General features: G+C 34.6%; 20 protein-coding genes, 1 tRNA gene and 1 other RNA gene. 11 read left to right on the forward strand and 11 right to left on the reverse strand.

Annotated features, from left to right (window positions below):
• Positions 1-842, forward strand: an 842-nt coding sequence (locus QQS35_RS01415; protein ID WP_285929948.1) for an IS3 family transposase, incomplete at its 5' end; no start/stop codon positions are given.
• 113 nt (positions 843-955) lie between these two features.
• Here the strand turns inward: QQS35_RS01415 and QQS35_RS01420 are convergent.
• The 3 genes from QQS35_RS01420 to QQS35_RS01430 all read right to left on the reverse strand — a co-directional run bounded on the left by QQS35_RS01420 (position 956) and on the right by QQS35_RS01430 (position 4,155).
• Complete coding sequence (locus tag QQS35_RS01420) at positions 956-2,437, reverse strand: methyl-accepting chemotaxis protein (RefSeq protein ID WP_285929949.1); 1,482 nt, start codon at positions 2,435-2,437, stop codon at positions 956-958.
• Between the two features lie 393 nt (positions 2,438-2,830).
• Positions 2,831-3,517: a deoxynucleoside kinase gene (locus QQS35_RS01425; protein WP_285929950.1), complete on the reverse strand. Its 687-nt coding sequence runs from the start codon at positions 3,515-3,517 to the stop codon at positions 2,831-2,833.
• Entirely contained in the window at positions 3,514-4,155 is a 642-nt protein-coding gene (locus tag QQS35_RS01430) for a deoxynucleoside kinase (RefSeq protein ID WP_285929952.1), read from the reverse strand. Before QQS35_RS01430 ends, QQS35_RS01425 begins: the two co-directional genes overlap by 4 nt.
• A 357-nt stretch (positions 4,156-4,512) precedes the next feature.
• Between QQS35_RS01430 and QQS35_RS01435 the strand changes: the two genes are divergently transcribed.
• Positions 4,513-4,585: transfer RNA gene (locus QQS35_RS01435), tRNA-Arg, on the forward strand.
• A gap of 75 nt (positions 4,586-4,660) precedes the next feature.
• Here the strand turns inward: QQS35_RS01435 and QQS35_RS01440 are convergent.
• The 5 genes from QQS35_RS01440 to QQS35_RS01460 all read right to left on the reverse strand — a co-directional run bounded on the left by QQS35_RS01440 (position 4,661) and on the right by QQS35_RS01460 (position 9,376).
• The gene (locus tag QQS35_RS01440; protein ID WP_285929954.1) at positions 4,661-4,825 is read right to left on the reverse strand and encodes a hypothetical protein; all 165 of its coding nucleotides are present in this window, start codon (positions 4,823-4,825) and stop codon (positions 4,661-4,663) included.
• 1 nt (position 4,826) lies between these two features.
• A complete protein-coding gene (locus QQS35_RS01445; RefSeq protein WP_285929956.1) occupies positions 4,827-6,077 on the reverse strand; it encodes a Ger(x)C family spore germination protein in 1,251 nt (416 codons plus the stop codon).
• The gene (locus QQS35_RS01450) at positions 6,074-7,162 is read right to left on the reverse strand and encodes a GerAB/ArcD/ProY family transporter (protein WP_285929958.1); all 1,089 of its coding nucleotides are present in this window, start codon (positions 7,160-7,162) and stop codon (positions 6,074-6,076) included. The genes QQS35_RS01445 and QQS35_RS01450 overlap by 4 nt, the downstream gene beginning before the upstream one ends.
• Positions 7,163-7,172: 10 nt before the next feature.
• On the reverse strand, positions 7,173-8,675 hold the full coding sequence (locus tag QQS35_RS01455) for a spore germination protein (protein WP_285929960.1): 1,503 nt from the start codon (positions 8,673-8,675) through the stop codon (positions 7,173-7,175).
• 167 nt (positions 8,676-8,842) lie between these two features.
• A complete protein-coding gene (locus QQS35_RS01460; protein ID WP_285929962.1) occupies positions 8,843-9,376 on the reverse strand; it encodes a YceI family protein in 534 nt (177 codons plus the stop codon).
• A 414-nt stretch (positions 9,377-9,790) separates the two neighbouring features.
• Here QQS35_RS01460 and acsA point away from each other — a divergent pair, with 414 nt between their 5' ends.
• Positions 9,791-11,506, forward strand: coding sequence for an acetate--CoA ligase (gene acsA / locus QQS35_RS01465; protein WP_285929965.1), 1,716 nt, complete (start codon positions 9,791-9,793; stop codon positions 11,504-11,506).
• A 44-nt stretch (positions 11,507-11,550) separates the two neighbouring features.
• Here the strand turns inward: acsA and hmpA are convergent, their stop codons facing one another.
• Positions 11,551-12,765 carry an NO-inducible flavohemoprotein gene (gene hmpA, locus QQS35_RS01470; protein WP_285929983.1) on the reverse strand — a complete coding sequence of 405 codons (1,215 nt, stop codon included), beginning with the start codon at positions 12,763-12,765 and terminating at the stop codon, positions 11,551-11,553.
• A gap of 189 nt (positions 12,766-12,954) precedes the next feature.
• Between hmpA and QQS35_RS01475 the strand changes: the two genes are divergently transcribed.
• Entirely contained in the window at positions 12,955-13,392 is a 438-nt protein-coding gene (locus tag QQS35_RS01475) for an Rrf2 family transcriptional regulator (RefSeq protein ID WP_285929967.1), read from the forward strand.
• 120 nt (positions 13,393-13,512) lie between these two features.
• Here QQS35_RS01475 and QQS35_RS01480 read toward each other — a convergent pair whose 3' ends face one another.
• Together QQS35_RS01480 and QQS35_RS01485 are read right to left on the reverse strand one after the other, a co-directional pair.
• On the reverse strand, positions 13,513-14,127 hold the full coding sequence (locus tag QQS35_RS01480; protein ID WP_285929969.1) for a DUF421 domain-containing protein: 615 nt from the start codon (positions 14,125-14,127) through the stop codon (positions 13,513-13,515).
• 299 nt (positions 14,128-14,426) lie between these two features.
• The gene (locus tag QQS35_RS01485) at positions 14,427-15,716 is read right to left on the reverse strand and encodes a glycoside hydrolase family 18 protein (protein WP_285929971.1); all 1,290 of its coding nucleotides are present in this window, start codon (positions 15,714-15,716) and stop codon (positions 14,427-14,429) included.
• Positions 15,717-15,900: 184 nt separating this feature from the next.
• On the opposite strand from QQS35_RS01485, the gene tadA reads away from it, so the two are divergent.
• From tadA to QQS35_RS01520, 7 genes are all read left to right on the forward strand, one after another.
• Positions 15,901-16,368: a tRNA adenosine(34) deaminase TadA gene (gene tadA, locus QQS35_RS01490; protein WP_285929973.1), complete on the forward strand. Its 468-nt coding sequence runs from the start codon at positions 15,901-15,903 to the stop codon at positions 16,366-16,368.
• A gap of 76 nt (positions 16,369-16,444) precedes the next feature.
• Positions 16,445-16,710, forward strand: an RNA gene (gene ffs, locus QQS35_RS01495) — signal recognition particle sRNA large type.
• Positions 16,711-16,844: 134 nt separating this feature from the next.
• Positions 16,845-18,533 carry a DNA polymerase III subunit gamma/tau gene (gene dnaX, locus QQS35_RS01500; RefSeq protein ID WP_285929975.1) on the forward strand — a complete coding sequence of 563 codons (1,689 nt, stop codon included), beginning with the start codon at positions 16,845-16,847 and terminating at the stop codon, positions 18,531-18,533.
• A gap of 27 nt (positions 18,534-18,560) precedes the next feature.
• The gene (locus tag QQS35_RS01505) at positions 18,561-18,884 is read left to right on the forward strand and encodes a YbaB/EbfC family nucleoid-associated protein (RefSeq protein WP_285929977.1); all 324 of its coding nucleotides are present in this window, start codon (positions 18,561-18,563) and stop codon (positions 18,882-18,884) included.
• A 12-nt stretch (positions 18,885-18,896) separates the two neighbouring features.
• On the forward strand, positions 18,897-19,493 hold the full coding sequence (gene recR, locus QQS35_RS01510) for a recombination mediator RecR (protein WP_285929979.1): 597 nt from the start codon (positions 18,897-18,899) through the stop codon (positions 19,491-19,493).
• 125 nt (positions 19,494-19,618) lie between these two features.
• Positions 19,619-19,843: a YaaL family protein gene (locus QQS35_RS01515; RefSeq protein WP_407933932.1), complete on the forward strand. Its 225-nt coding sequence runs from the start codon at positions 19,619-19,621 to the stop codon at positions 19,841-19,843.
• 73 nt (positions 19,844-19,916) lie between these two features.
• Complete coding sequence (locus QQS35_RS01520) at positions 19,917-20,183, forward strand: pro-sigmaK processing inhibitor BofA family protein (protein ID WP_285929981.1); 267 nt, start codon at positions 19,917-19,919, stop codon at positions 20,181-20,183.
• Positions 20,184-20,503 lie beyond the last annotated feature (320 nt).

Genomic DNA, 20,503 nt, shown 5'->3' on the forward strand with positions numbered 1-20,503 from the left:
TTCAATTGGTTGAACAATTCAAGGGGAAGTACACAATCACTTCTATTTTGTCTGCCCTAGAAGTGCCACGTTCTACATTCTATCGTTGGATGAATAGTGGAATCACCTATCGGAATCCACATGAAGATATCATTATAGAACTATGCAAAAAATACAAATATCGTTGTGGTCACCGTAAGATTAAAAAGTTGTTGAAGCGTGATCATAATATTGAATTACACCGAAATACAGTACAGAAAATCATGCAAAAACACAATGTACAGTGTAGAGTGAAACCAAAGCGAAGATGGAAATCACAAGGGGAATCAGAAGTAATTGCACCGAATATTCTACAACGTGACTTTACTGCTTCTAAACCAAATGAGAAATGGGTAACGGATATTACGTATATTCAATATGGGAGCGAAACCTTATATCTTTCATCCATTATGGACTTGTATAGTAATGAAATCATTGCATATAAGCTGTATAACCATCAACAGACGCCGCTGGTGATTGATACACTCGAAGAGGCATTAATCAATCGTCATAATCCAGAAGGTGTCATTCTTCATTCAGACCAGGGGAGTGTTTATACATCGTATGCCTATCAGAATAACGCGAAGAAAAACCATTTTGTCAGCAGTATGTCAAGACGAGGAAATTGTTGGGATAATGCCGTAATTGAATCCTTTCATTCTAGTTTAAAGTCAGAGGAATTTCAGTATATTAAATTCAATTCTTTATCCAACTTTACTGTTGTTGAGAAAGTGGATGAATACATTAAACATTATAATGAGGAAAGAATTCAAGAAAAATTAGGCTACCTTACGCCAAAAGAATTTGGCGTCGTGGCAGCCTAAAATAGGTGTTTTATATGTGTCTCATATCGCTATGTCAGTTCAATGAGTACCACTCTTTTTAATTACTGGGTTTTGTCCCAGCCTCTTTATATATTTGTATGACGCTATTTTCTTCAATGTTTTTCTTGGCTTTTAGATATTTCCTCTAATTCATTGCTCAGTGAATTAATTTTATTTATTGTACCGCTAGTAGATGAGACATCTTGTATTAAATTTTCCATTGTCGCAGCTACTTCTTCAGTAGATGCTGCCTGTTGCTCAGAGATACTAGAGACATTTTCTATTTGTTCCTGGATAGATCTAATGTTAGCAGAAACTTTTTCAATCAATTCGGTTTCGGTAGTAACGGATTGATTCGTTTTTTGAAAGCCTTCTGTAAAATCATTGAAATACGTTTGTACTTCTTCTAATATTTCATTCCCTGATTTTAAGGCTGTATCTCCTTGATTGACAGATTTTAAAGCATCTTCTGTTTGTGCAGAAAGTTCATCAATAATCGTGTTAATTTCGTTTACGATACTCGAGCTTCCTTCTGCAAGCTTTCTTACTTCGTCCGCTACGATTGCAAATCCTTTTCCGTGTTCACCTGCTCGTGCAGCTTCTATCGATGCATTTAGTGCAAGTAGATTTGTTTGCTCTGCAATTTCATTGATGGAATTAAGACTTCTGACAATATCATTTGTTTTGCTTTGAAGCTGGTTAACAATTGTTAAAGAAGTACCTACTGCATCATTGATTGTATTCATTTGGTTACCCATTTGCTGTACCTTTTCAGTACCACCTTTAACCTTTTCCATCATCTGGTTTGTGTTACCTGATACATCATTTGATGCTTTCTTGGTTTCTTCCATCTGGTGCGAAATGTCGTTCATACTATTGTTTATAATACTAATACTTTCTGCTTGGTGCTGGATACCTTTTGCCATGTCATGAACAGTGCTATTAACATTTTCCGTTGTTTGCATATTTGAATCCATGTTTTTTGTAAATACTTGAATACTATCATTAAGCACCTTTGATCCGTCTTTAACTTTATGTAGAGTACTATTAATTACATCTACTAGACTGATAGCTTCGTTTGCTTTGTCTTGGGAATTCTTGATAAGGTCAGCCCCCCACTTATTTAGAAAGTATAGACAAGCAATGATTGCATTTAAGTTAATGAGTACGAGCAGGAATAAGCTAAAACGTGTTTGATCACCTAATACTGCTTGTGGATTTATGATATACACTGTGATAACAACAATATTAATTAAAATTCCGTGTGATAGTACCATCTTTTTATTAAAGTACATAGACACAACTGCAAGAGAAAGAAGAATGCCGTAAACAGCATTAAATTCCATCCCTGGTGTAAAAAAGTTATTTAAGCCAACCAAAGTAATCAGAAGAGCATAACAGACTCCTTTTATATAGCTGTTGAGCTTAATGAAATAAAACGCTGAAACAAATACCCCTACAATAATAACAGGAATTGCAGCTTTAAACCCCTCTGCAACACCCAATTTAGTAATTGCCACGGTCATTGTTAAAAGAACAATCAAATCAATAATAATCGTACTCACTTTATCGGCATTCTTAAGATGCTTATGCAAGATGTTCGCCCCCATTTAATATATTTTAATCTACAGTACATTTATCGACATATTTCGCGTTTTCTTTAGCGGTGTGTGTCATTTCTATACTTTTATAGGTTATTGAACATTTTTAGTTTGATTTTAAAGATAAAGGAGGATTAGCATTGTTATTCGATATAAAACGTGATGCATATAATATTACACTCTCTTGCAACTATGTGCATGTTAAGGTTGTACAACACCTACACCAGCATATTGAGTTACCATTGATTTAAGCTGGGACATAACTAGCCAAAAATAATGAAAAAGGTTCCGACCATCATCGATCTATGATGGTCGGAACCTTTTTCATTATTTTCATATTCTGTTGTTACTCTATTTAATTACTGGGTTTTGCCCCAGCCCTATTTTTTATTGTTTCGTTAACTGTCTTGTCTCCCATTTCCGAGATTGCTGAATAAAATGGCCAATTTTTTCTAATACAGGTTCAATCGATGTATTATCATTTACTAAATCATAATCAGCTATATTGATACGAAGGATTGGACATGAATTAAAACTATTAATCCAGTTTTCATAGCGATGGTGCATTTCTTCCCAATAGCTTAACGGCGTTTGTTGTTCCATTGGTCTACCACGTTTTTTTATTCTATCTACAACGTCATCAAATGTCCCTTCTAAATATATAAGTAAGTCTGGGTGTGGAAAATACGGTGTCATTACCATTGCATCAAATAGACTTCTGTAAGTTTCGTAATCTACAGGAGTCATTGTTCCTTTTTCATGATGCATTTTTGCAAAAATACCTGTATCTTCATAAATTGATCTATCTTGGATGAATCCTCCACCATATTCAAAAATCCGTTTTTGTTCTTTGAAACGTTCTGCTAGAAAATAAACTTGAAGGTGAAAGCTCCAACGCTCAAAGTCAGCATAAAATTTATCAAGATAAGGATTTGTGTCTACTTTTTCTAGAGAGGTACGGAAATTTAATGCGTCCGCCAACGCATTAGTCATCGTTGATTTTCCAACGCCTACAGTGCCTGCAATTGTAATTACACTGTCATGTGGTATTTGGTATTTGTCTCTTAAGTTCATTGCATAACTTCCCCTTTTTTTAGATAATCCTCGACTTGATTAATAATCGCAGTTAAATCATCCTGATGCTTAATAAAGTCAGTTTGATCACCATCAATACGGATGACTGGTATATCTGGATTCATTTTTTCAAATGTATTCATAAAATCATTGTAATCTTGGGATAGTTGCTCCAAATAAGCAGGTTGTATATTTTTTTCTAACTCACGACCACGCATTTGTATTCGTGCTAATAGCGTGTCCAAACTAGCATCTAAATAAATCATCATATTTGGTTTTGGCATATCAATAGTTAGAATATCGTATATTTTTGCGTACTTATGGAATTGTTTATCATGTAAGGTTCGTTTGGCAAATATCATATTTTTTGATATATGATAATCAGCTATAACTGATTTACCTTGTGATAAGTATTTATTATCTATATCTTCTAACTGTTTATATCGATTACATAGGAAGAACATTTCAGTTTGGAAGCTCCACTCTTCAATATCATCATAAAATTTGCCTAAGAAAGGATTTTCCTCAACGATTTCCTTTAATAAATGAAGTTCAAAATGAGAAGCTAACTTATTAGATAACGATGTTTTTCCAACCCCAATCGGTCCTTCAACAGCGATAAAAGGTAATTGACTCATATATTCCCCTCCGATCAATAAGTCAAAATCCAACAAAAATCTATCTTTTAGACAGACAATCATTATTTTATCATATCATGATACCTACGGACAGTCCCACCACAATTTAACAAATTATTTTTAAATTGTAAGAAAAAAAGAAAAACCTTTAGAAGAAGTTTTTCTTTTAATAATAGGTTCAGTTCATGTATGGTGAGTCTTCTTGAGTGGGCTTATTAATTCCACTAAAAGTCCAATGAATTGACCAAGAACTAACTTTAATAATAAAAAATTATTTACATTATAGTTAATCTTACTTTAAAAATGGTTCGCTGTCTTGTATAATAAAAAAACATGACCAATAAATAATGTTGATTTGGCTCCATAGCTCAGGGGATAGAGCGTTAGTTTCCTAAACTATGCGTCGCAGGTTCGAATCCTGCTGGGGCCACTATATAGAAAGAAAGAGCAAGGAGTAAACTACTCTTTGCTCTTTTCTTTTTAGGCAGCTTTGCACCTTTTAATATTATCTTATTAAAAAGTAAGTAACAGGCGATGCCAATGCAAGGGGAATTAGCATTAAGATTGCAATTCCGCCAAGCTTGTTATCATTTTTGAATTGTATTCTAGCATAGGAAAGACAATAAAAAGCAACGTAAGTAGAAATACCAAGGAACAAAAGTAACTGCATCTTAATCCCTCACTTCGGATAGATTTGTGTCATTAAGCATTTTACCAAATCCCAATCGTTCCAAATCAAAATTAATTGTAATATCTGCATTTGGATATATCTTTTTGTTCCAATCAGCTTCTTCATATGCTGGTACATCTTTAAATTCATTTCGAATGAATAACGACCAATAAAATGGCTCGGAACTATATTCTTCTTGTGTTTTTTTTATTAAATCATCCGCTTTTTTCTCTAAATCTTCTTCGATAGATTGCTTTAACATCTCTTGGTATTCTATGTTTTGAGCATAATCGACTAAACTAGGAATAGCCAACACTTCAATTTGAAAAGGCACCGTCACATCGATTTTTGTTTTTTTATTTTTTTGATAATCAATTTTAACTTCGGCTGCTGTCTTTTGTATATAATCAGCAGAAATTCGGTATTCGTGTTTGATAGGATCCGGATATGTAGAAAGGAGTTCATCCATATCAAGTGTGTAATCTAGTACGTGTGATAGTCGTGTGGCCTGTCCATCTAATACATCGATCATTTTACCCTCCTTAAAAACCGCTGATCCCATAAATTGTGTTTCACTACCACCTTCATGGGGGATTTCACCAGCAATAAATTCATCTTCATTCCCATCTTCTTTTGGTTCACTTTTTTCATTCGTAGCATAAATAGCTAAGAAAAGGTCAGCATCTCCTTCTGTTATTTGAAAGAAACGATGTATATCGGCGTCAGGTATAATGCCAGTTTGTTTCGCTCGTGTAATCATATATTGGAAATATTTATGTGTTCTCGCTTCCATCTTTGGCTTAATATTATTTAGGAAATCTGCAGCTTTCTCTTTCGATACGACAATTTGAACAGCACGGCGAATTTGCGTTGTACGTGATGCAGATTGAATAATTTGAATAAAATCACCAGATCGTGCAAGTTCTTCGGAAATAACAATTACTTTCGTATGATCTAACGTCATCCGTTTAGAAACAAAGGAATTTACTGTACTCATTGCCGTTAAAATGTCACTCCCTGTCGTTGTCACTGTTTCATTAGGTGGTTCATCAGCACTCCCACCTCCAGCGGAATAACCTACTTCAGGGTTAGTAATTTGAAAAGTAAATCGGTAGACACCTTTTTCGTCCGTTTGATCGACACCTAGTGCTACAGCATATGATTGTTGTTCTAATTCAATTTTGTCATAGCACCCCACTAGTAGAAACAAAAGAAATAGGGATAATAGTAATCGTATTTTCTTGACTGTCATTTCTTTAAGTCTCCTTTACAAAGTGCAATGAACCATAATAAAAAAGGAAATAGGACAAATAATGGTGTCATTACATCAAGTAGTACATCTCGTATGACCATTTCATTTATGATTGAGTTTTCAGGAAGCATTCCAATCATGACTGTAAAAAATGCAAAGGGTAGTAACAAAGGTTCAAATTCATTTATATTAAACACGGTACCGAATATCCATGTTATTAAGTAAAGGAATATGATGAATCGCATAAATGCTCCAAAAAGCCAGAAAACCATAAAGAACGTCTCTATGTTCGTAAAATAGTCACCAAAATTAATATATTGAGTAATCTCGTGAAAAGGAAAGGCAATTTTTCCAATCGAATTATAATCAAAAACAATGGTGTACAAAAGAAAAAATAAAACAATTTCAACAACAACAAAGGCACTACCTAAATAACTACCTCTTCTAAAAAATTTTGTATCCTTAAAAGATGTATAAGCTATCGTTAATAAAAAGAACTCCATGAAAATAGAGGAATTTTTTACACCTTCCATTGTAATAATATTCAATCCTGAACCAAATAGAGGAAATATCCGATTCCAAACAGCCTCTCTTAAAACTAATAGGGCCAATAAAAAGACAGCAAATTTAATTAATGGCAGCCCAATCCAAGAAGTAAATCCGATTACCTCAAAGCCTCTTTTAGCACAAAAAAAAGCAACTAACATAAATAATCCAAAAATAATAAGTGTAGGTGATTGAGGGTAATAGAGTAACTTGATTTGTTCCACATAATTTCTGCTATCAAATATTAATGTGCTATAAGCAAGTAAAAAAATAATCAATCCTAGCAGCTTACCACTAAAGGTGCCTAGTATGGTTTCTAATAACTCTACTAAGTTTTTGTCTTTGTATTTTTTTAATAAATAAATGAGTAACAGAAAAGATGGAATAACGACTATAAAGGAGACAATAGGAATTAACCAAAACCCATTCTGCCCTTTTTGTGCTAATAGGGCAGGCGTTGTATCTGCAAATTTAATTCCAATCAGTAAAGTTACTAATGCAAACATGTCTCGAGTCGTTAAGGTTTTATAATCTTTCATTTTAGCCCACCTATTTCGTGTTTGTTTTTCCTTTTTTTCTTAAATCTTTTGGACGAATATTTCCAGGTCTAAAGAATTCCTTTTTCGCTATTTTCCGGAATATCGTATCACCAGTTGATTTGAAATGTGGTGCAAGTGGAGAAAAGAAAGGTACACCAAATGATTTTATAGAAGCAGCATACATAAACCAGACTAAAAAAGCTGCAGCTAAACCGAACATACCAAAGGTTCCCGCTGCCCCAATAAAAATAAAACGTGTAATACGAACAGTGAAATTAATACTAACATCAGCGATTGCGAAGGAAGTAAGCCCAGAAACAGCAGCTACGATAACAATAATAGGACTAATAATGTTTGCTTCGACTGCTGCTTGTCCTAGTATTAATGCACCGACAATTCCAAGTGTAGGTCCTAGGGGACTAGGAATTCGAATTCCAGCTTCGCGAATCAATTCAAAGGCAACTTCCATAATAATCACTTCAAAGATTAATGGAAAAGGAACTCTTTCTCTTGACGCAGTGATTGCTAAGAGCAAGTCTGGTGGTAACATTTCACTGTGAAAGTTAGTAATCCCAACATAGGTTGCAGAAATCATTGTAGTTAAGTAAAAAGCAAACATACGAACAGCCCTTGTGAAATTTCCATATAGAAATCGCAAGTATCTATCTTCTTGCGAATGGAAAAAAGACCAAAAAGTGACAGGGACAATTAAACATGCAGAGGAGTTTTCCATTAAAATAATAATATAACCGTCCTCTAAAAAAGAAGTTGCTTTATCAGGACGCTCTGTATAAAGAATTGAAGGGAAGATAGAATATGGACGTTCCTCGATAAATTGCTCTAATATTTCTACATTTCTTAGATTATCAACATCAATATTTTCTAATCTTTCTTTTAGATTATCTAATATGTCATCATTAACTAGATCACTAACATATAGGTAGTTAACCTCTGTTTTAGATCGTTTACCTAGTTGTTTGGACTCGGTTATAAGCTGTTTGTCATGCATTCTTTTTCTGATTAGAGAGATGTTAACGTTGAGTGATTCAGTAAAGGCTTCGTGTGGCCCTTTTATGACACTTTCATTTTCTGCCTTTCCAATACTACGAAACTGAAATTGAGCTACATCGATAGAGTATCCTTTGTTGACTCCTTCTTGAAATAAGACCGCTTTTCCACTATTAATGTGTTCAATTACTTCCTCAAAATTTTCTAGCTCTGTTACACTTTCAACCGTAATAATATTCTTTAACTCTTGTCCTTCTGCTTCTAATAAAGGTCGTAAAATTGCTTCGTATATCTTATCGCCATTAACGATGGAAGAGTAATAAAATAAGCACATATTTGTTTGATTGTATTTTGCAGTGAGTTCTCTAGATGAAAAGTCTTTATTTAACCCATAGGAAAAGAGTTGTTTTACGTGTTTTGAATTTTCTTTTAAACTTTTTTGTATCTGGAAGTTCTCTTTTTCCTCTGATGAATGTTGCTTTGTTTTTTTAAAAAGGTTAAACACAGCCTCATCCCCTAAAAAATAGATATATTATAAGAGATAGTCTTTGTAAGAAGTGGATTTTTATGAAAAATAATTTAAGTAGGGATAATATAGTGGAATCACATCATATATTCAAACAAAAAAATAACCGCAACAGGGTATTATGCCTGTTGCGGTTATTCGTAAGCTTATGCTTCTAGCATAGCTTCCATTTCAATTGTAAATTTGATATCGTCACCGATAAGCACGCCGCCTGTTTCTAGTGCAGCATTATAAGTAATACCGTAATCACTTCGTTTGATTACGCCATCAGCACTAAAACCAAATACTTGGTTACCCCAAGGATCTTGACCTTGACCTTCAAAATTCACATTAAATGTTTCAGTTTTAGACTTTCCGGCAAGTGTAACATCACCAGTAACTTCATATGAGTTATCCCCAGTTTTTGTTACTTTTGTTGATTTAAAAGTTATGTTAGGGTGATTTTCAACATCGAAGAAGTCTGCCGAGCGAAGATGCTCATCACGTTGACTATTACGTGTATCAATACTTTTAACTCCGATATTAAATTCTATTTCAGCTGTTGTTAAATCCTCAGGATCAGCAACAAATTTAACATCAAAATCGTGAAATGCCCCTTTCACCTTTGATACCATCATGTGTTTTACCGAAAAATCAACACTAGTGTGTGTTGGGTCCACCTTAAAAGTTTGTTTTGCCATTTTAAAAACCTCCATTTTTCTGTTATTAATAATTATTAAGTTACTTTATGTAAGTAAGTATAAATAAGTAAATCTTATACGTCAAGCCTTTTATCTCGAAACTAGGATGTTATCATAAAAAAGATTATTCTATAATAACCTTTCCTTAGATTTGTTGCTTTTAAACTGCACAATTGATAGAAGTTGAAGTAACTTAATTATGATTTTTAAATCTCTTACCAGATGAGTGGTAATACGCCGCCTTTATAAATAACAATATGGGTAATAATGGAACAAAGTTCTTTAGTTTTTAGGTTGAATAGTCTAAAATGTATAATAAGTAAAAAAATTAATACTTTATTCTTTCTTTCATAGAATGAAGGAAGAAAGTAATGTTAATTGCAAGCGTTTACAAATTTTAAATGAGGTGATTTGATGGATATGCAGCCAATTCCAGCTAGAGAAGGTAATCACAATTTAAAACAATATCAAAAGAAACGTCAAAATTTTGATTGGAATGAAGTAAAACAAAACTTTAGTTGGAATCAAACTGGAAAGGTTAATATTGCATATGAAGCAATAGACCGGCATGCTGAAAATCCAGATAAAAAAGATAAAATTGCATTAATTTATTCTTCTCCTGACCGGGAAGAATCGTTGACATTCAATCAATTAAAAAATAAGAGTAATCAGTTTGCCAATGTGCTAAAAAAACACGAAGTAAAAAAAGGAGATCGTATATTTTTATTTATGCCAAGAAGCCCTGAGTTTTATGCTAGTTTCTTTGGAATATTAAAAATAGGCGCAATTGCAGGGCCACTGTTTGAAGCATTTATGGAACAAGCGGTTCGTGATCGACTTGAAGACAGCGAAGCAACGATGTTAATTACTACTCCAGAACTATTACCAAGAGTTCCACAACATGAACTACCTCACTTGAAAAAGATTGTTTTAGTAGGAGAGTCTAAAGATATTTCTACAGATTATATTGACTATTTTAAAGAAATGGAAAGCGTTCCAGAAGAATTTTCTATGGAGTGGGTAGACTTAGAAGATGGAATGTTACTTCATTATACTTCTGGATCAACAGGTAAACCTAAAGGTGTCTATCACGTTCATAATGCGATGATACAGCACTATGCAACAGGTGATTGGGTGATAGATCTAAAAGATGATGATATATATTGGTGTACTGCTGACCCTGGCTGGGTAACAGGTACGAGTTACGGAATATTTGCCCCGTGGTTACACGGAATTACTAATGTAGTTCGTGGTGGGCGTTTTACTCCAGAATCATGGTATGGAACAATTGATAAAAATAAAATTAGCGTTTGGTACACCGCTCCTACAGCTTTGCGTAAATTGGTTAGTGCAGGGGAGAAAGTAGTGAATCAATATGATATGTCTTCCTTACGACACATCATGAGTGTTGGTGAACCTTTAAACCCAGAGGTTATTACATGGGCTCTTGATGCGTTTAAATTACGGATACATGATACGTGGTGGATGACAGAAACTGGTGCGATGCTAATCGTTAACTATCCTGTTATGGATATAAGACCTGGTTCAATGGGGAAGCCAATACCAGGAGTTGAAGCTGCAATTATCGATAATGAAGGTAACAAACTGCCGCCAAACCAAATGGGAAACCTTGCAATTAAACAAGGATGGCCATCAATGATGCGAGCTATTTGGAAAAATCCAGGTAAATATGAAAGTTACTTTATTAATGGGTGGTATGTATCCGGTGATAGCGCATATATGGATGAGGATGGTTACTTCTGGTTTCAGGGTCGTTTAGATGATGTAATAAATACATCAGGTGAACGGGTTGGACCATTTGAAGTAGAAAGTAAACTAATCGAGCATCCCGCAGTAGCCGAAGCAGGAGTTATTGGTAAGCCAGACCCAGAGCGTGGAGAAATCATAAAAGCATTTATTACGCTCAATGAGGGCTATTCTTCTTCCGATGAATTAGTAGAAGAAATACGTAAATTTGTAAAGATGGGACTTAGTGCACATGCTGCACCTCGCGAAATCGAAATAAAAGATACCATTCCTAAAACTCGTAGTGGAAAAATTATGAGACGTTTACTAAAATCATGGGAGCTTGGTCTACCAACAGGTGATACATCAACATTAGAAGAATGATAAAAAAATCCCAGAGCTTACAAGGCTCTGGGATTTTTTGAAAATTAATCAAGACTCTTTGAAGGGCCAAAAAATTCAAAATTAATATCTTGTGGCATGACGTTCCATCTTTTAAGTTCTTGGTAGACCGTCTTCATAAAGCCATCCGGACCGCAGAAATAAAATGCTGCCTCATTAGAAGGAAGTACAGATTGTAGCCAATCCAAATCTATTAGCCCAACTTTGTGATAGTTTTTTGTTTTTAGGTCTTCAGCAGTTGGATTTGAATAGATAACATAACTATTAATTTTTGCATTTTCTTCCGATAGTGATTGAATTGTTTCTTTAAAACTATGGACTGCCCCATTTTGTGCAGCATGAATAAAGTAAACACTACGTTCCGGTTGTTCCGCAACAACTGTCTCAAGCATGCTTATGAAGGGAGTAATACCAACTCCACCGCTGATTAGTACCAGCGGTTTTTCTTCCGCTTTTAAGATGAATTCACCAGCAGGTGCACTAACTGGTAAGATATCCCCTTCTTGTATCCTTGTATGTAAAAAAGTAGAAACATCACCATCAGGATTTCCATTAATTCCATCTTCTCGTTTTACACTTATACGAAAGTAGGATCCGTTTGGCTTACAAGACAAACTGTATTGACGTAAGTAGTGATATGGAGCATCAGGATTTTCAATTTTAACTGTTATATATTGACCTGGGTTGTAAATTGGGAGATTACCTCCATCTACAGGCTTAAGATAAAAGGATGTTATAACATCACTTTCTTGCTCTTTCTTTATTACCTTAAAATCGCGAAAGTCACTCCAACCACCAGTTTGTATCTCGGTTTCTTTATACATATCAGCTTCAATCTCGATAAAAACATCAGCAATAACGCCATATGCCTTTTCCCAAGCTTCTAGTATCTCAGGTGTAGCAGCATCACCCAACACTTCTTTTATTGCTAATAATAAATTTTCTCCAACAATAGGATAATGTTCGGGTTGGATATTTAAGCTCACATGTTTATGTGCAATCTGTTTAACTGTAGGTAAAATCTCTTCTAACTTGTCGATGTTTACAGCGGCAGCATAGACAGCATTAGCTAGTGCCTGTGATTGTTTTCCCATCTTTTGATTTGTTTGATTAAAAATATTTTTTAATTCTGGATAATTTTCAAAAAGTAATTGGTAGAAACGTTTGGTGATTTCTTGTCCATGTACCTCTAGAACAGGTACTGTTGCTTTAATTGTATCAATGGTTGTTTTATCTAATATAGTTGCCTCTTGGTTGGTCATATAAAACCACTCCCTAAACATGTATTTTAAATACATCTTTATTGTAAAAGTATATTAAGTATAAAATCAATAGCCTATCTTGATAAGTCATGACAATTTTGTTAACTAAAATGCAAGACTTATTTCATCATCTCTTGTAAAATTGAGTGTAAGAAGGGGGAAGTCAGCATGAGATTAAAGAAATACACAGACTACGGTCTACGCGTGTTAATATATACTGGTTCTAAACCAGAAGGAGAACTATCAAGTATAAAAGAGATATCGGAAACTTTTAATATTTCGACAGAACATGTTAGAAAAGTAGTACATCAATTAAATAAACTTGAGTTGATTAAGACCGCCCGAGGAAGAAACGGTGGAATGTTTTTGGCAAAAGAACCGGAAGATATAAACATAGGCAGAGTAGTAAGAATGATGGAGAATGATTTCGTATTATTGGAGTGCTTTGATTGTAATACAAATCGGTGTGTGATCACCCCATCTTGTGAATTAAGGCATGTTGTAAATAGAGCAATCCAAGCCTTTTTTCAAGTATTAGATGAATTTACATTAGAAGATGTTTTAGACAATAAAGAAGAATTACAAATTTTAATGGATATAACGTAGTATTCTTGCATTAAAATAATGAAGAAAAAGCTGTTTGCCCCCCTTAGACAAATGAAGGAAGCAGATAATTAACTGCATCCTTTGTATCCTAATATTTATAAATATTTCTTTCCTTAGCTGTTATTGCAGATAATTAGGATGATTATTCTTATGTTGATATTTAATTTCGTCAAAGATTTGATCATTACTTTTCTGCTGATCATTATTTTTATAAATAGGTAGTTCTGAAGGATTTAACATGCTAGGATTAATCATTTTCTTAAATTCCCCAATAGTTAGCGGTCTGGCATCTTCTTTTAATTCGTATCCTAATTTCCCGTTAGGCTCTAAGGTAGCGGTTTTTACATCTGATATTTTGTTGATTCCTTTCTCCCTTACAAACATTTCTAATTGGTCGACAGTTAAGCGGCGTTTGCGCAGTTGATCGAATTGTATCTGTCCATCCTGAATAACAATCTTGGATTTTCCTGTTATCAACTTTTCAATAAAATTAAATTTTATCTGTAACCACTCTATTAAAATCAAAGAGAAAATAAATATACTTGTAGCAATAATTGTCCTTGTTACACTCGTTTCGATAATGGGTTGTATGATAATAGAACCAATAGAAATCATGATTACGGTTTGTGCTAAAGTCATTTGCGATATAGACTTTCTCCCTGCAATCCTTAATAAAAATACACCAGCAAACACTAAAAAGAAGCTATTAAAGATAAAACGTAAATCAACATCCATTTTATACTCCTCCTATTCTAAAAACTCATAAGAATAGTTTGAACGAATAAGATAAAATTACTCTAAAAACATACTTGCAAATTTTTAAATTTGGAAAACAAAAGAAGAGGCGCCTTTGAAACAAGAAAAAGCTTTGTTTCTGTGATCTCTGTACAGTTCTTTATGCTACTTAGGGCAATCAAGACAAGCCTCGGCGTTGCACATTAGAGATAGACTCAGGGACTCGAGATGGTAGGCGGTGGAGTTGACGTAATTTTTTGGACAATAAAAAAGTCGAAGGAGATTCCTTCGACTTCTTGTTAACCTCTTTTGCGAATGGTGAAATTATCTTCTAATAATAACCAATTTTGTGGAAATGCTAGACCTAATTTCCAATAACTAATTCCTCTTAAATTTAATTCTTTTATTAAATCATATTTTGCTTGGATTGATCTTGCATCCTCAAACCAGACTTCATGTCTATTACCTTCATTATCTGTATAAAAGTAGAATGGAGCCTGTGCTTCTTGGTCATAATCGATAGCAACATTTTGATCTCTGGCTAAAATAATAGCTTGTTGAGGACTTAAAGCTTTTGCATATTTTCCACCAGCAACATAAGGTAGAGTCCAATCATAGCCGTATAGATTTTGTCCAAGCATTATTTTATTTGCAGGCATTTCAGTTAATGCGTATTCTACGACATCTCTTACGGGTCCAATAGGAGATACTGCCATCGCAGGTCCACCACTATAGCCCCATTCATATGTCATTAATACAACAAAATCAGCTATTTCACCATGTGCTGCATAATCATGTGCCTCATACCATGCACCTTCTTGAGTAGCACTAGTTTTCGGTGCAAGTGCAGTAGACATTAGCAAACCTTCTGTTGAAAGCCGTTCTTTCGCTTTTCTTAAAAATGCATTATAGTTTTCACGGTTTTCTGGTGGTAAAAACTCAAAGTCAAAGTGTATATCGCCGAAACCAACCTCATTTGCTGTTGAGATAATATTATCAAGTAATGTATTTTGAACAGTTTCGTTGGTTACAATTAGACTTCCTAACTCGTCACTAAATTCCCCTTCTTCTAAATTTGTAACAACCATCATAAGTGCAGCATCGTTGTTATTTGCAATAGCTGCAAAGTTGTTTAGAGGTGGACTAATTAACGTACCGTCCCTATTTATTTGATAACTAAAAGGGGCAAGGTATGTTAAATTTGGTGCATGCTTCCTGGCTGCATTTTCTAATGTTTCAGATACACTTCCTCCAAGTGGTTCGACATAAGCATTTGTTTCAATAGTAGGTTCGGGAGTTTCAGGAATATATAAACGAAAGCCTACTTGTAAATTTGTATCAGGGGATATATTGTTAACTCTTGCCAACTCCTGATATGAAATGTTAAAGCGTTGTGCAATAGTATAAAGACTTTCTCCTGGTTGAACAAAATAAAACTGACCTACAATTGGAATGACTAATGATTGCCCAACTACCAATTGATTAGGGTTATCGAGCTCATTAGCAGTATTGATGGCACTATAAGTAGTGTCATAAGTGTTTGCAATAGAATATAATGAATCGCCTTGTTGTACGACATGAATTTGCAAACTTATTCCTCCTCTCAAAATTACATTTATCCTTTAGTAGCCTATGAGGAAAGGTGTATGTTGGTGAATCATATATTTCTGGAAGTTTTTTTAGTTAGAAAGGGTTACTTTATTGGAGCTAGACTAATCTTCTGATAAAATTTAATAAAGAATTAATGATTCGATATAGAAAAGTGGGATACAAATGGATGATCAATATTATATGGAGTTAGCGATTGCAGAGGCCCTTAAAGCAGAACAATTAGGAGAGGTTCCGATTGGAGCAGTTATTGTTCATAATGAAAAAGTAATAGCAACAGGTTTCAATTTAAGGGAATCACTACAAACAACTGCATCCCACGCAGAGTTAGTTGTTATTGATAAAGCCAATCAGATTATTGGCAGTTGGCGATTAGAAGATTGTACATTATATGTAACCTTGGAGCCATGTCCAATGTGTGCAGGGGCTATTTTACAGTCTAGAATTCCTCGTGTAGTCTTTGGTGCTTATGATTCAAAGGCTGGTTGTGTAGGATCTTTAATGAACTTGTTAGAAGATAATCGTTTTAATCATATCGCAACAGTTCAAAGTGGTGTGCTTGAACAAGAATGTGGTCAATTGCTCACTAATTTTTTTAAAAACTTAAGGGGAAAACGAAAGAGTAAAGAGTAAGTTAATTGGTAGTTAGAAAATATTAACAATCAATAACCATTGCAATTTAGTGAAAAAGTCGCTATACTTGTATTTGCCGTGCTAGGCGGGGAGGTAGCGGTGCCCTGAACTCGCAATCCGCTATAGCGAGGTTGAATTCCCAACCGAGGTGGAATGACTTTAGGGTCTGCCTTAAGGGATTGGTGTTGACACTCGGGTCCTGCGCAATGGGAACCCGCGAATCCTGTCAGGTCCGGAAGGAAGCAGCAGTAAGCGGTCATTCTCGTGTGCCGCGGGGAAGCCTGAGTCGAGCCATGAACTTAAGTAACGCTTAGGGTTGTTTCATCGAAGTTGGGTGCACGGCTTTATAATAGTACATTTACTACCTCTTGTCTATACCGGCAAGAGGTATTTTACATACAGTCTCTTTTTGTAGTTCACATCGACGTAGAAGACAGTTATAATAGTAGAGAAGTTAGCAGAGAGGATCGTGAATTATGAGCTATCAAGCACTATATCGCGTATGGCGTCCTAAGGGTTTTACGGATGTTGTAGGGCAGTCACATATTACTCGAACATTACAAAATGCGATAATGCAGGAAAAATTTTCACATGCTTATTTATTTTCTGGTCCTCGTGGTACTGGGAAAACAAGTGCTGCAAAAATTTTCGCTAAAACGATAAATTGTGAACAGTCACCTGTATTAGAACCTTGCAATCAATGTCCTTCTTGTTTAGGAATTCAAGACGGTTCTATTTCTGATGTAATGGAAATTGATGCTGCTTCAAACAATGGTGTTGAACAAATTAGGGATATACGAGATAAAGTAAAATATGCTCCTAGCGCTGTCACATATAAAGTATATATTATCGATGAGGTACACATGTTATCTATTGGTGCCTTTAATGCGTTATTAAAAACGTTAGAGGAACCACCAAAGCACGTAATTTTTATCTTAGCAACTACGGAACCTCATAAAATTCCATTAACGATTATATCACGTTGTCAACGATTTGATTTTAAGCGAATCTCACAAAAGGCAATGGTTGGAAGAATGCAAAAAATTGTAGAAGCAGAGCAAATATCAGTGACAAGTGAGGCATTGGAAGCTGTAGCCTTATCAGCTGAAGGTGGTATGCGTGATGCGTTAAGTTTATTAGATCAAGCAATCTCTTATAGTGAAGATCAAGTTGAAATCGATGATGTCTTAGCTGTCACTGGATCCGTTTCACAAGAGAAACTAATGAATGTAATTCAAGCAATGCATGAAAAGGATGTTCAACAAGCATTACTCCAGGTAGATGAATTAATTCAAGCAGGTAAAGATCCTGGTAGGTTCATTTTTGATTTAATTTACTATTTACGTGATATATTACTATATCAAACTGCTCCACAATTAGAGAACATATTAGAACGAGCGCTAGTTAATGATGCTTTTAAACAGTTGGCGGAAAGTTTAGATTCTATTTGGATACAGCAAGCAATAGCGGATTTAAACCAATGTCAGCAGGAAATTAAATGGACAAATAGTCCAAAGGTGTTTATAGAGATTTCGATTTTAAGAATTACTGATCAAAAAGCTCCAGGTAATGCTGCTGATAATAACGCATTGGATGTCCTAAAACGAAAAATAGAAGTTTTAGAAAAAGAGGTAACATCTCTTAAACAAAACCCTCCAGCAGCTGAACAAACTGGAACTACAAATACAAATACACCAAAACGTTCCCAATCTAAAAGTAAAAACAGTTATAAAATTCCTTATGAACGTATAAGACAAGTGCTTGGAGATGCATCAAAACCAGAAATAAAACTAGTGCAATCACAATGGGCCAATTTCATGGATGCTTTAAAAAAGCAGAATGCGCCAGCACATGCTACGGTTCAAAATAGTAAACCAAGAGCAGCTTCAGAACAGGCATTAATCCTTGCATTTAAATATGAAATACACTGTTCACTTGCTTTAGACCATAAACAAACGATAGAATTACTATTAGCTGAAATGCTTGGTAAAGAATTATCGATTATTCCGATTCCTGAAGTGAATTGGCAAGAAATACGAGAAGATTATGTTAGTAAACAGCGAGAACAAGATAGTTTAGGTCAGGATGAATCACCTCAAGTTGATCCTTTAGTAGAAGAAGCAAGAAAACTTGTTGGTGATGACTTACTAGAAATAAAAGATTAACTTTAAAAACAATAAGGAGGGATTTCCATGCGTGGTGGTGGAAACATGAACAAGATGATGAAACAAATGCAAAAAATGCAGAAGGATATGATGAAGGCTCAAGAAGAATTACAAGAATTGAGCTTTGAGGCGACTGCAGGTGGCGGTATGGTTAAGGTTATTGCCAATGGTAAAAAAGAAATTACTGATATCCAGATAAATGAAGAAGTTGTAGATCCAGATGATATAGAAATGCTACAGGATTTAATCTTAGCAGCTACAAATGAAGTACTAAAACAAGTAGAAGAAAAAACAAACGATACAATGGGACAATTTACGAAAGGTATGAATTTACCTGGAGGAATGTTCTAGGAGGAATGCTTCGTGTATTATCCAGAACCGATTTCAAAGCTAATTGATAGCTTTACAAAGTTGCCAGGAATCGGGCCGAAAACGGCCGTACGACTGGCTTTTTTTGTTTTGAATATGAAAGAAGATGATGTGTTAGATTTTGCTAAAGCATTAGTAAATGCAAAAAGAGAGCTAACACATTGCTCTGTTTGTGGTCACATTACAGATCAAGATCCTTGTGCCATCTGTCAGGATGAATCAAGAGATAGCTCACTTATTTGTGTCGTGCAAGATCCTAAGGATGTAATTGCAATGGAAAAAATGAGAGAATTTAGTGGTAGGTATCATGTTCTTAATGGAGCTATTTCTCCTATGGATGGTATCGGGCCTGAAGATATTAATGTTCCTAGTCTCCTGAACCGTCTAAAAGATGAGGAAGTTAAAGAATTAATCTTAGCTACTAACCCGAATATTGAAGGAGAAGCGACTGCGATGTATATTTCTCGCTTAGTGAAACCTTCCGGAATAAGAATTACTCGAATTGCTCATGGATTACCGATGGGTGGCGATTTGGAATATGCTGATGAAGTAACCCTATCTAAGGCGATGGAAGGTAGAAGAGAACTATAATATAGAGGTAAGTTTGGTCGGTATTGCCGTTTAGTTTGCTTTTATTTGGATTATGTTTCTTTAGGAAATTAGTTAACTCAGGTTTGCGGGAAATCTATACACCGTTAAATGTGGGAGTAAAGTGGGTGACAAGATTGCTATCTAGTAAAAAGATAAAAAAGAATGAAGTAGATAAGCAACTACTAGACGATATATTTAAATTGAAAAATGAATGGATGAATTTAAAATCTATTATTGAAAGAAGTTTTGAACCGAGTGAAATTGGATTATATGATCTCTCCATTGCAGAAGCAAAGTATTTCTTTCTTTTAAGGGAAGCTCGTCATAGGAAAATAAGTGCACTAAGATAATAGTAGATAGAAGTTCTTTTTCCCTTTTAACTTTCATAGTTTTTAAAAAGGACAAGTTAAGGGAGGAAGTAAAGTGGACTCAACAGTAGTGATCACTAGTATGGTTGTCTTGATTGCTTTGCTTTTAATTGTTGGTGCACCAATAAAGCCAATGCGATTTTTAGCACAAGGTACGGTGAAATTAGTAATCGGTGTTTTGTTTTTATTCTTTTTTAATGTTTTTGGAGCTAGTATAGGCCTTCATCTACCTATTAATATTTATACTGCAGTCATTGCAGGTTTTTTAGGAATACCTGGTCTTGCTTCATTAACAGCTTTACACATATTTGTTTTTAGTTAAGAGCTATCGTTTGGTAGCTCTTTTCTACTTTATAAATAAGAGTAATTTCTGTGTTGAATGAAAAACATAAAAAAGTATTGCTTTAATATTTTCAATATGTTATATTATTATAAGTCGCTTAAAACAAGTGGCAATGCAAAAAAAACATAAAAACATAAAAATAATTATTGACAAAACAATTTCATTTTGGTAAGCTATATAAGCTGTCAAAAAAACGACTGCGTTACATTGATCTTTGAAAACTGAACAAAACAATCAGTATGTTAAGTAAGAAAAAAGCTAGTTAAGTAATGAGCAACCAAGCTCACATTTTATGGAGA

Origin of the sequence: Aquibacillus rhizosphaerae, from assembly GCF_030282825.1 — a bacterium.
Taxonomy (GTDB): domain Bacteria; phylum Bacillota; class Bacilli; order Bacillales; family Amphibacillaceae; genus Aquibacillus_C; species Aquibacillus_C rhizosphaerae.